Source organism: Bacillus sp. 01N45 (assembly GCF_056399205.1).
In genome coordinates this window covers 700,124-711,669 of sequence record NZ_JBFTQW010000002.1, presented here as the reverse complement: position 1 = coordinate 711,669, position 11,546 = coordinate 700,124, and the positions used below count along the sequence as shown (strand labels likewise).

Below are 11,546 nucleotides of genomic sequence, written 5' to 3'. Positions count from 1 at the left end.
GGATCACCGGGAGTAACAGGCCCGACCGGTTTAACGGGATCACCGGGAGTAACAGGCCCGACCGGTTTAACGGGATCACCGGGAGTAACAGGTCCAACTGGTTTAACAGGATCACCGGGAGTAACAGGAGTAACAGGTCCAACTGGTTTAACAGGATCACCGGGAGTAACAGGTCCAACCGGTTTAACGGGATCACCGGGAGTAACAGGTGCGACTGGTTTAACGGGATCACCGGGAGTAACAGGCCCGACCGGTTTAACGGGATCACCGGGAGTAACAGGCCCGACCGGTTTAACGGGATCACCGGGAGTAACAGGTCCAACTGGTTTAACAGGATCACCGGGAGTAACAGGTGCGACTGGTTTAACGGGATCACCGGGAGTAACAGGCCCGACCGGTTTAACAGGTGCGACTGGTTTAACAGGGGCAACGGGTCCAACTGGAGTTATTGGACCAATAACAACAACTAATTTATTATTTTACACTTTTTCAGATGGAGAAAAACTTATATATACAGATTCAGATGGGATAGCTCAATATGGTACAACACACATATTACCTCCTGATGAGGTTTCCTATATTAATTTGTTTATTAATGGAATACTTCAACCACAACCATTATATCAGGTTAGTAATGGTCAGCTAACTTTATTGGATAATCAACCACCAACGCAAGGTTCTTCAATTATTTTGCAATTCATCATTATTAATTAAAAAAGACAGATTCTTAAATAAAAAGAATCTGTCTTTTTGTTCTACATTAAAGTAGATAAACTAAGTGACGATAAATTCGATTGTAATTGGAATTCCGCCGTCTAATGCATCTCCGCCAGGAATTGTAATAGCACCAGTAGGTCCAGTAGTAATACTGGAGTTCACACTAGGTTGAAGAATGCCGTTTACATAAAAGTTGTAATACGTAAAAGTCGGAAAAGCAGTTGCAGTAGTACCAGCATCGTTTAAACAAGCTGTAGCAGCAATTGCAAAAGCTGCACCTGTTCCAGCTCCTAGTGTAGATGTAAATCTTCTAGATGCCATAAATGGTTGGATGATTGGCAATTAATTCTCACTCCTTACAATATTTTATTAGAACGAAGTATAAAATAACTTGTCCACTATATTGTATGAGAGTTTTTTATAATAGAAACGGCTTCCCCTTTATAAGGTGAGCCCAATTTTAGTAAAGAAATGTTCTTTACTTATATGAAAAAATGATGTTGTTACTTGCGGAATGTATATTAATCGTAAATTCGAGTTTTGTATTCAACTTAAAATGTGTCTTTGGCTCTAAGGGATAAACGTGGAAAAATAAAATAAACTCTTAAGTTTAGGTGTTTAATCTAAGCAGTCAATTATTAAAAACATATAATTAATATGTGAGTCATGAACATAATTAAATAACGTTTTCAAGTTTGATTATCATTCATGTTTCCTATTTTAAGAGAAACATATAACTCAACTACTTTTTTCAATCGCATCTTTTATAGTACTTAGAATAGGAAAACACTCAACTATAAGAAAAGTAAGGAGGAAATAAATGAAACATAATGATTGTTTTGATCATAATAACTGCAATCCGATTGTTTTTTCAGCAGATTGTTGTAAAAATCCACAGTCAGTTCCTATTACTAGGGAACAATTAAGTCAATTAATTACTTTACTAAACTCATTAGTATCAGCTATTTCAGCATTTTTTGCAAATCCAAGTAATGCAAACAGATTAGTGTTACTCGATTTATTTAATCAATTTTTAATTTTCTTAAATTCCTTATTACCTTCTCCAGAAGTTAATTTTTTGAAACAATTAACTCAAAGTATTATAGTTTTATTACAATCTCCAGCACCTAATTTAGGACAATTGTCAACATTATTGCAACAATTTTATAGCGCCCTTGCACAATTCTTCTTCGCTTTAGATCTTATCCCTATATCCTGCAACTCAAATGTTGATTCTGCAACTTTACAACTTCTTTTTAATTTATTAATTCAATTAATCAATGCTACTCCAGGGGCGACAGGTCCAACAGGTCCAACAGGTCCAGCAGGAACCGGAGCAGGTCCAACGGGAGCAACAGGAGCAACAGGAGCAACAGGTCCAACAGGCCCAACAGGAGCGACAGGTCCAGCAGGTACTGGTGGAGCAACAGGAGTAACAGGAGCAACTGGCCCAACGGGAGCAACAGGAGTAACAGGAGCAACAGGCTTAACAGGAGCGACAGGTCCAACAGGAGCGACAGGTCCAACAGGAGCAACAGGTCCAACAGGAGCAACAGGTTTAACTGGTGCAACAGGCTTAACAGGAGCAACAGGAGCAACAGGTGGCGGAGCTATTATTCCATTCGCTTCAGGTACAACACCATCTGCGTTAGTTAACGCATTAGTAGCTAATACAGGAACTCTTCTTGGATTTGGATTTAGTCAGCCTGGCGTAGCTTTAACTGGTGGAACTAGTATCACTTTAGCGTTAGGTGTAGGTGATTATGCATTTGTAGCACCACGTGCAGGAACTATTACGTCATTAGCAGGTTTCTTTAGTGCAACAGCTGCATTAGCTCCAATATCACCTGTGCAAGTACAGATACAAATATTAACTGCACCAGCAGCAAGTAATACGTTTACAGTACAAGGCGCACCTCTATTATTAACACCAGCATTTGCCGCAATAGCGATTGGTTCTACAGCATCAGGGATCATAGCTGAAGCTATTCCAGTAGCAGCTGGGGATAAAATACTGTTATATGTTTCGTTAACAGCAGCAAGTCCAATAGCTGCAGTTGCTGGATTTGTAAGTGCAGGTATTAATATCGTTTAATTTGTTACAATGTCTGTTTGAAATTTAAATTGGCATTTGTATATAGCCCTTCCTAAGTTTATTAGGAGGGGCTATATTTTATGGGAAGATAGGTGATAAATTAATTGAGAAATTACTCTTTGTGAAGTTAGTATATAAGAAAAATCAGAATGCATGATTTATACTTTATTATTTATGGAATAAGTTAAATGATTTGAAAAAATTACCTATAAATAAAAAAGATGAATTCTATTAAAAATAGAATTCATCCATTTCATAAACGGTATACAAGGGAAGAAAGTTATTTATCGTGAGCGTTGAAATGTTATAGTTCAAATTAGTAATAAACTATTTGTTTTTATTACAGTTACATCCTTTTTTCTTTACATAGCCTTGTTCGGCTAAATCTCTTTGTGATTGGGAATTGGAAGATTGAGAATTCGAAGACTGAGAGGATGCTGATGAACTACTATTTTTATTATTAGAGTAGTTTTTTCGATAGTTATAATTACTCATAGTACTATCACCTCCAATTAAATATATAAATAGTATATGTATGTACTCTATTAATTGTTACGAAAAAAATAGGAATGGTAGATATACAATAAAAAATCTCCTACGTATTTTCCGAGGAGATCAATAATTGTCTATTAATGAAATAAATTAATATCCCCAGTAAAGAGGGAAATAGTATGAATCTTGGTAATATAAATTTTGTTGTTGGTTAGGAGGCTGAGTTGTTGGGGTTATCGTGCCGCGGTTCTGATTACAGTTTGCTGGAGGACCAATTACTGTAGTGGATTGAATAGGGGATATCGCTTGTTTCCATTGTTGTTCATCGAGACAGTAAGTATGAGCCATCATATTAGCGGGAGTTAATCTTAAAATATCAGAACCAAAAATAACTTCTGGGGTTGGGGCATTGAAAATAGCTAATAAGTGAGTACCATCTGCTGTAGCAATTTCATAATGCCACCACGCTTGTGGAATGTTGGCAACTTGCCCTGGTTTTATCGGTAAGTTTAATATTTGGTTTGTAAAAGGATTAAGTAAGGAAACAACAGCAGATCCTGAAATACAGTAAACAAGTTCAGCTGCATTTTGATGAATATGTGGCTCTACAACATTTCCTGTACTTAAATAGATATCTAATAAAGAAGTATTTTCTAAAGTATTTAATTGTTTTATGCCAAGTACGTTTATATAATTTTGGGCATCTTTCTTAAAAAAATTACTTTTATTTAAATCATGGGTGAAATTGGTTGAGGGGGAAGTGTAGTCGATATTAGAAGTCATTTGTATTACCCGCCTTTCTTATATTTTCATGCAATTTGAATTTAGGATATGAGTCTAGTTATTGAAATGTGAAAGCGTTGCTGCCCTTCGTTTGTAAAGTGATAAAAATGTTCATTTGAATGCACTATAATTACAAGAGTTGCATTGCGAAAAAAGGTGCTATTAATTACAATTAATGTAAAAGATAGCGCTTTTTTAATTTGGAGTACAAGGGGAGTGCAGAAAATGAACCATACTATTTTAAAAGAGTTGGAAGTTGAATTAAAAAATTACTTTCAACCGTTTTTGAATGCACCTGCAACAATAGAAGAAATTCAATATGCCGAAAGTGAAATGGGAATTGCGTTTCCAGATGAATTACGTAATCTTTATCTTGCACATAACGGTGAGGATAAATCAGGACCAGGGTTGTTTTTTGGTTTGCCATTTCTCTCGTTAGATGAAGTTTTGGATGAGTGGAGAATATGGAAAAGAATTGAAGAGGATGATTTTTTTAATTTTGATGCATTTTCAATACCAACAGAATATATTAAGGAAAGATATGTGAATCACAATTGGATACCTATTAGTAAAGATTATGGCGGTAACAATTTAGGAATAGATGTTGATCCAGATGAAAAGGGGAAAGTGGGACAAGTTATTAATTTTGGACGAGATGAAGAAGTGAAATATGTAATTGCAAATAGAATTTCAGATTTGTTACTATTTATTTTACAAACGCTAAAAAATAAAAATTTCACCATTCATCAAGAGGAAGATTATTTATATTGGAGTTATGGTGCTAATGATAATATACATTTTTTAGACGCTTTATTTAATATTGAATTACCTGTTTTACAGCCCCAATTTATATTTCAATCTGAAAATAACGTTAATGATTGGTACGATAGTTTAGATGAGAATTGGAGATGTATAGTGGGTGCATCTGAACGTGCAGACAGGTTTATTAGAGAGAAGAGATTATATTTAGGTGGAAAAGGGTTAGTAGATATTAGTCCATTACAGATGTGTACAGAAGTGAGAGAACTAATTTTATCCGGAAATGAAATTCGAGATTTAGCAGGATTAGAACGAATGAATTCTTTAAAGAAGTTATATTTAGTTAATAATCCGGTTCAAGATTTAACGCCAATCATACATCTAAAACACTTACAAGAAATGAATATAAAGAATACGAAGATAAATAATTTATCGGAACTTGTAGAAATGTCATCATTAAAAAAATTAAATATTACACATACTAGTATTCAAGATTTTTCGTTGCTACCGCAGTTTCAAAAATTAGAATCGCTTTCTGTACATATTTCAAATCGTGAGCAGCTCTATGCGATTTCGAAAGTAGATAATTTAAAGCATTTATATATTTTAGGTTTAGAGAATGTTAGTGAATTGGATTTGCTTGTTTTGCAAAATTTAAATAAGTTAATCACAATTGAATTTGAAAATAGCATCATTGCTAATTTAAATTGTTTTCAACACAATGCGTCAATTCAAAATATAAAATTGACAGATACAAAGGTAAAGGATGGAGCGGCATTAGGTAAAATGAATGGGCTAAAGGAATTAGAATTAGATGGCGCAACAATTGATAACCTTGAAACGATTTGTTGTTCGCATTCATTAGAAATATTTACAGGAACGTTTGAACAATTTTTTATGTTAAAAGACTCGTTTGATAGAAATATAGATTTTTCAAAAATAATTGGAGGAATGAGTGAAGAAGAAAGTGAAATTTGGCACCAGCATGTAATTGATTAGAAAATAACATTATTATGTAAATAAGTTTGTTTGTAGAAGGTGAAACTGTTTGACAGTTGATACTGCAATAAAGTGGTTAGGTGAAATAAATTATGTGTAACTGAATGTCACATCCCCCCTTAATCGTTCGTCTTGTATGTAGAACGTATAAGGAGGGATTTTATTATGAAAAATTTTGATGTAGCAATTGTTGGTGGTGGGCTTGCTGGATTAACAGCATCTATATATTTAGCGAAAGCTGGAAGGAAAGTTATTGTATTAGAAAAGTCCAGTCACTTCGGCGGCCGAGGGATGACTATAAATAAAAACGGCATTTGTATGAATCTTGGTGCACATGCTTTATATAGAGGTGGAGAAGCGTTTATAACTTTTAATGAGCTAGGAGTAAACCTTCCAGGTGGAATCCCATCTACAAAAGCACATGGAATATGGAAAGGGGATATTTATACCATTCCAACAGATTTTCGCTCCATTTTATCAACACCGTTACTTTCATGGTCTGCAAAAGTACAGTTCGCTCGTCTTATGATTCATTTAGGAAACTTAGATGTAGGAAAAGTTCCGAAAATGAGCCTAACTACATGGGCAGAAAATGAAATTAAAGATCCAATGGTTCGAAATATATTTTATGCATTATGCCGAACAACAACATATACGTATGCTCCTACAATACAATTAGCATCTTCCGTACTAAAGCAAATACAGCTTTCTATGAAAGAAGGAGTACTTTATGTAGATGGTGGTTGGGAGACGATAATAACAAATTTAAGAGGAATAGCGAATACTAGTGGTGTACAATTTCTGGCTAAAAAGCATGTTTTAAAAATAGAGCATTGTGAAGGAAAACAAAGAATACAATGTTTTGACGATGAAGTATTTGAAGCAGGTGCAGTCATTGTAACAACTCCACCGAAAGAGGCATGTAAAATTATAAAAGGTACAGAAGGAACAAGTTTGCAAAAATGGAGTGAACAATCTATACAAGTGACCGTGGAAGCGTTAGATATTGGTTTAAAACAATTACCGAATCCTTTACATCATTTTGCATTGGGATTAGATCAACCTATATTTTTCACGAATCAATCGAGAGCAGCGAAATTAAGTGAAGATGGATCAATTGTAGTGAGTCTAATTAAATACCATAACCCTGTACTAGAACTGAATCATATTCAAGAAGAGAAAGAACAGTTAGAAAATATGATGGAATTGTTACATCCGAATTGGAAAAGAGAAGTTGTTGCACAGCAATATTTACCGAAAATAACGGTAGTATATGATTTTCCTCATATTGACCGTGTTGAAAAACCAGGCCCTAACATACCTGGAATGCCAGGTGTTTATGTTGCAGGAGATTGGGCTGGGCATGATGAAATATTAGCTGATGCTGCGGTGGCAAGCGGAAAACGTGCAGCGTTACACATATTAAAGCAATCCGAAAGTGAGGCAGTTCATCATGGAAACGGAGCAATTATATGAAACGTATCAATCATTATTATTTTCGTTAGCATATAGAATCCTTGGGAGTGTTATGGATGCTGAAGATATCGTCCATGACGTATTTATATCACTTAATAATATGGAGGACGTTCAAACTATAGAAAATATGAGAGCCTATTTATGTAAAATGGTAACAAATCGCTCAATTGACAAATTACGTTCGGCAGCACATAAACGGAACGTATATGTCGGAATGTGGTTGCCAGAGCCATTTGTGGAAGAGGTTGATGATCCATCAGAGTCATTTGTAATGAAAGAATCAATTTCTACGGCATATTTATTACTTTTACAACAATTGTCTGAGGTAGAGAGAGTTGTTTTCATATTAAGAGAGGTTTTCAGTTATGAATACGAAGAAATCGCTTCAATTGTAGATAAGAGTAGTGCGAACTGCCGAAAAATCTTTCAACGTGCAAGGAAAAGTATTTTGGGTAAGCCGAAGCAGTCAACATTAAGTACGAAGAAGATGGCTGCCTATGTGGAGAAATTTGTATCATCTTTGCAGTGTGGGGATGCACAAGGCATGTTAGAAGTATTAAAAACAGATGCGATATTAAAAGCTGATGGTGGTGGTAAAGCTACAACTGCAATCCATCCAATCTATTCTGCAGATAGAATTATACGTTTATTCTTTGGAATTGGGAAGAAGTTCCCGGAAGAGTACAATGTTGATTATAAGATGGTAAATGGAGCCCCAGGTGTTATTGTTAAAGTAAATAATAAAGTGACTTATGTGCTTTCATTTACATTTGAGAATGAGAAAATCTCAAACATTTATATGATGGTTAATCCTAAAAAACTTATGCACTTAAATGTAACGGTATAAAAAAAGACGCATTTCTTTAGAAGTGCGTCTTTTTTTTATTTCTCTAACATTTCAAGAGGTACATCTTTTTCGCCTGCTACCTCAAATTTAATTTCCCCATCTTCTTCATAAATACGTGAAATAATCGGTATAGTAATCATTAATTTTTTATGCTGTTTTCGTTTTCGAGCAGCATCTAAGCTAATCACGTTCATTGTAAGCATCCTTTCTTCTAGAAATATATAAACAAAAGAAAATGCGTCCGGAAAGGGCGCTTAATTGAATTTGAAATACCGATTCATTTAATTGGGGTTTATATGATTTAACAACTGCAATTGAATTAAAAATAGTATGAATGGAATAATTGCACGTAGAAATTAACTTTACCAAAAAACGAAACAATATGCTATAAAAAAATTCAAATCTTTGTCATATAACGAGAAAAAGGATTTCGTTTCGCATATAATGAAAGTAGACGGGCAGCAAGAGCTTTTTCATCATATTGCTTGGAAAGGCGATGAAAAGAATGGATACGTTAGATTCATTATTATTTCAACTTGAACAATATGGAGAAGAGCATGATCGAAATAAAAAAACACGGGAAGAAAAATTACGGAATATTTCTCGTGAGATGGGGCAATTTTTATCAATTTTAGTAAAAGGATGTAGCGCAAAAAGCATTTTAGAAATTGGAACTTCTAATGGTTATTCTACATTGTGGTTAGCTAGCGCGGTAGAAGAAACAAATGGAAATGTAACAACTGTAGAGCTTTCTTCAGAACGAGTTGGAGAGGCACTAGTCAATTTTGAAAAGGCAAACCTTTTACAAAGGATTGATGTTCATAATCAAGAAGCAGGGGCATTTTTAGATGTGCAACTAGATCATTCATTTGATTTTATTTTCCTAGATTCAGAACGGACGCAATACATGTGGTGGCTTGAGCATATAAAACGCATTTTACAACCAAAGGGTTTTCTTGTTGTTGATAACGCAACCTCTCATGCAAGTGAGTTAGCCGAGTTTAGAAAAATGATTGAAGAAGATGAAATGTTTGAAACGGTCTTATTGACATTTCAAAATGGAGCATTTGTAGCGCTTAAGAAGAGTTAGGATTGAGCGTAATATAATTATCACATTGAAAAAGGGTGTATGTCAAAAGATTGAGTACAGTAGGATGGGAAGGACGTAATTTATATACGTAACATAGAAAGAATCCGCCTTCAGCATGTTGTTCTCTAGGTCTTAAGTCTGAGGAAAATAATGTTGAGAACAGGTATACTTATACTAAGAAACAGGGAATGACTGCATAAACAGGCATTTCTAAAAAAATCGATTTCAAGCAGTTAGAATGTATATGAAATACGATATAATAGATGAAATATAGTGCATATAAATTCGCACATATAAATAAAGGAGCGATTTTGTTGACTGAACTCGAGAAAAAAGAACCTGTATCCATTGTGAAAGATAATAATGTAGAAGTAGTAGTAGATACAGTTATAAAAGATCAAGAATTAGAGGAACTGAATAAAGAAGCTGATCTTTATGTACAAAAATTAAATAGCGAGCAAAATACGGATTTATCAAAAGTATTGTCACAGCTAGGAGATTTAGGGGATAAAGAGCAACAAGCAGCAGGACAAACGTTATCAGCATTAAAACGTCCTGTAACAGCGATGATGAATGGAAAGAATGAAGAAATTCCAAATACATTGTTAGAATTACGCAAAGTGGTATCAGAGCTTGATCCGAATTCATTAAAAGCAAGTGGTATGAAGAAAATTATGTTTAAAGTATTCAAGAAAAATCCACTTGAAACATACGTGCATAAATATCAATCTATAGATAAACAAATTGAAGAGATTATAAGATCCCTTCTAATTGGTCGTGACAACTTACAAGAAGATACAGTGGGTCTTGAAATGCTTAAAGAACAATCGCATGATAAAATTCACGCTCTTGATAAACAAGTATACTTAGGCAGAAAACTCGCTGGTATGCTGGAAGCTGAGAAACAAAATCCAGAACGCCAAAGAGATATTCCATTAATTAACGATGCATTAGAAAAAATTCTAGTACGTACACGAAATATGCAGCAAGCGAAAAGTGTACTATTACAATCTATCGCATCTGTAGACATTATTAAGAAAAATAATGAAAAGTTAACAGAGGCAATTCGTAATGCAATTACGATGACGCAAAACGTTGTAACAGTTTCAGCTGCTATCCAGCTAGCGTTAACAAATCAGCGTAAAACAATTGATGCAGTGAATGCGACAAATGAAGCAATTGAATCAATGGTATTAAGTAACTCACAAGCATTAAAACAAAATACAGAAGAGACAACAAAACTTCTTGAAAATCCTGCTATTAGCATGGATAAATTACGTGAATCATTCCAAAATGTATTTGCTGCGATTGAAGCTTCTGAGAAATCATCAGAACGTATTATCGAGTCAAGTAAGAAGTTTGTAGTTGAATTAGACACATTTAATGATGAAATGAAACAAAAACTCATTCAGCGTCCAAGGAAATAACAGACTTTTAGAGGAGGTGAAAAAATGAGTTTCATTCAAACAGTATTAGTACTATTGGGTACATTGCTATTAATCGCATTTACTGTCGTTGTTTTAGTTGTATATTTCGGACGTAAACTGTATTTTTCATGGACGAAACCATATAAAAGAGCACATGATTCTTTAGATAAGTTATCGAATAAATCATTACCGTTTCTACAAGAATTTACACAACACCCACTCTTTTATCGCTGGATTCGTACGGAAGGAAAGAAAGAACAATATATATTAAACACTCTTTTTTGTGCATCGGGTCAACGTACGAGAGAGCAAGTATTCTCAATGTTACCGAAAGAAAAACAGAAAAAAGTACATGTAATGGCAAAAACAACGAAAAAACTTACTAATGAAGATATTGATGTAGCGGCGATGAAAGTAAAAGATTTTTTAAGACAAGAAACGCAGCAAACAGTAAAACCATCAGACCTTTCATTTTATAAATTGTATTTTTATGATCGATATCCAGATGCATTAAATACAATTCAAACGTATAAACGCTCAATAAACCCTTCATTACAAAGAACGGTTGATGAAATTACAATTTCAGTATTAAATGCCTTGCCGTATTATCAGGAGCAACGTATGTTTGAACAACAACATAAACTTGAAACGTTCTTAATGAAAGATTTAACAGCGATGCTATCGTTAGTCGTACAATTACCACCTTCACAACGACCAGAAAAAGAAGAAGAATTAAAAATCTACTTGCAAAATTTCCAAAAAGAAATGGAAGTAGTCGAGCGAGATATTCGTGACTCGATTGATCACGATTTGAATGTGAAGATGAGAGCAGCGACTGAGAAGTTTAAAAATAAATAAATG

General features: G+C 34.4%; 11 protein-coding genes. 8 read left to right on the top strand and 3 right to left on the bottom strand.

Features of this window, described 5'->3' with window-relative positions; genetic code table 11:
- A partial coding sequence (locus AC1DMU_RS07715; protein WP_476941489.1) for a DUF4183 domain-containing protein occupies positions 1-714 on the top strand: 714 nt, incomplete at its 5' end.
- Between the two features lie 60 nt (positions 715-774).
- Here AC1DMU_RS07715 and AC1DMU_RS07710 read toward each other — a convergent pair.
- Entirely contained in the window at positions 775-1,059 is a 285-nt protein-coding gene (locus tag AC1DMU_RS07710) for a DUF4183 domain-containing protein (RefSeq protein WP_088063353.1), read from the bottom strand.
- Between the two features lie 478 nt (positions 1,060-1,537).
- Between AC1DMU_RS07710 and exsJ the strand changes: the two genes are divergently transcribed.
- Positions 1,538-2,812: an exosporium protein ExsJ gene (gene exsJ, locus AC1DMU_RS07705; RefSeq protein ID WP_088063354.1), complete on the top strand. Its 1,275-nt coding sequence runs from the start codon at positions 1,538-1,540 to the stop codon at positions 2,810-2,812.
- A 642-nt stretch (positions 2,813-3,454) separates the two neighbouring features.
- Here the strand turns inward: exsJ and AC1DMU_RS07700 are convergent.
- A complete protein-coding gene (locus AC1DMU_RS07700; protein WP_046955871.1) occupies positions 3,455-4,087 on the bottom strand; it encodes a cupin domain-containing protein in 633 nt (210 codons plus the stop codon).
- A gap of 225 nt (positions 4,088-4,312) precedes the next feature.
- Between AC1DMU_RS07700 and AC1DMU_RS07695 the strand changes: the two genes are divergently transcribed.
- The 3 genes from AC1DMU_RS07695 to AC1DMU_RS07685 all read left to right on the top strand — a co-directional run bounded on the left by AC1DMU_RS07695 (position 4,313) and on the right by AC1DMU_RS07685 (position 8,168).
- Positions 4,313-5,845, top strand: a complete 1,533-nt coding sequence (locus AC1DMU_RS07695; RefSeq protein ID WP_088063355.1) for an SMI1/KNR4 family protein — start codon at positions 4,313-4,315, stop codon at positions 5,843-5,845.
- A 165-nt stretch (positions 5,846-6,010) separates the two neighbouring features.
- Entirely contained in the window at positions 6,011-7,321 is a 1,311-nt protein-coding gene (locus tag AC1DMU_RS07690; RefSeq protein WP_088063356.1) for a phytoene desaturase family protein, read from the top strand.
- Positions 7,299-8,168 carry a sigma-70 family RNA polymerase sigma factor gene (locus AC1DMU_RS07685; protein ID WP_088063357.1) on the top strand — a complete coding sequence of 290 codons (870 nt, stop codon included), beginning with the start codon at positions 7,299-7,301 and terminating at the stop codon, positions 8,166-8,168. Before AC1DMU_RS07690 ends, AC1DMU_RS07685 begins: the two co-directional genes overlap by 23 nt.
- Before the next feature lie 35 nt (positions 8,169-8,203).
- Here AC1DMU_RS07685 and AC1DMU_RS07680 read toward each other — a convergent pair whose 3' ends face one another.
- Entirely contained in the window at positions 8,204-8,362 is a 159-nt protein-coding gene (locus AC1DMU_RS07680; RefSeq protein WP_001100983.1) for a hypothetical protein, read from the bottom strand.
- A gap of 302 nt (positions 8,363-8,664) precedes the next feature.
- On the opposite strand from AC1DMU_RS07680, the gene AC1DMU_RS07675 reads away from it, so the two are divergent.
- The 3 genes from AC1DMU_RS07675 (at position 8,665) to AC1DMU_RS07665 (ending at position 11,543) form a co-directional block, all read left to right on the top strand.
- Positions 8,665-9,258: an O-methyltransferase gene (locus AC1DMU_RS07675; RefSeq protein WP_088063428.1), complete on the top strand. Its 594-nt coding sequence runs from the start codon at positions 8,665-8,667 to the stop codon at positions 9,256-9,258.
- 314 nt (positions 9,259-9,572) lie between these two features.
- Positions 9,573-10,685, top strand: a complete 1,113-nt coding sequence (locus AC1DMU_RS07670) for a toxic anion resistance protein (protein ID WP_000137411.1) — start codon at positions 9,573-9,575, stop codon at positions 10,683-10,685.
- Positions 10,686-10,709: 24 nt separating this feature from the next.
- On the top strand, positions 10,710-11,543 hold the full coding sequence (locus AC1DMU_RS07665) for a DUF3974 domain-containing protein (protein ID WP_088063358.1): 834 nt from the start codon (positions 10,710-10,712) through the stop codon (positions 11,541-11,543).
- Positions 11,544-11,546 lie beyond the last annotated feature (3 nt).

What these genes read in the sequence shown, in the direction of transcription:
- exsJ (WP_088063354.1), top strand. Translation starts at nt 1,538, where the DNA reads ATGAAACATAATGATTGTTTTGATCATAATAACTGCAATCCGATTGTT.
- AC1DMU_RS07700 (WP_046955871.1), bottom strand. Translation starts at nt 4,087, where the DNA reads ATGACTTCTAATATCGACTACACTTCCCCCTCAACCAATTTCACCCAT.
- AC1DMU_RS07695 (WP_088063355.1), top strand. Translation starts at nt 4,313, where the DNA reads ATGAACCATACTATTTTAAAAGAGTTGGAAGTTGAATTAAAAAATTAC.
- AC1DMU_RS07690 (WP_088063356.1), top strand. Translation starts at nt 6,011, where the DNA reads ATGAAAAATTTTGATGTAGCAATTGTTGGTGGTGGGCTTGCTGGATTA.
- AC1DMU_RS07685 (WP_088063357.1), top strand. Translation starts at nt 7,299, where the DNA reads ATGGAAACGGAGCAATTATATGAAACGTATCAATCATTATTATTTTCG.
- AC1DMU_RS07680 (WP_001100983.1), bottom strand. Translation starts at nt 8,362, where the DNA reads ATGAACGTGATTAGCTTAGATGCTGCTCGAAAACGAAAACAGCATAAA.
- AC1DMU_RS07675 (WP_088063428.1), top strand. Translation starts at nt 8,665, where the DNA reads ATGAAAAGAATGGATACGTTAGATTCATTATTATTTCAACTTGAACAA.
- AC1DMU_RS07665 (WP_088063358.1), top strand. Translation starts at nt 10,710, where the DNA reads ATGAGTTTCATTCAAACAGTATTAGTACTATTGGGTACATTGCTATTA.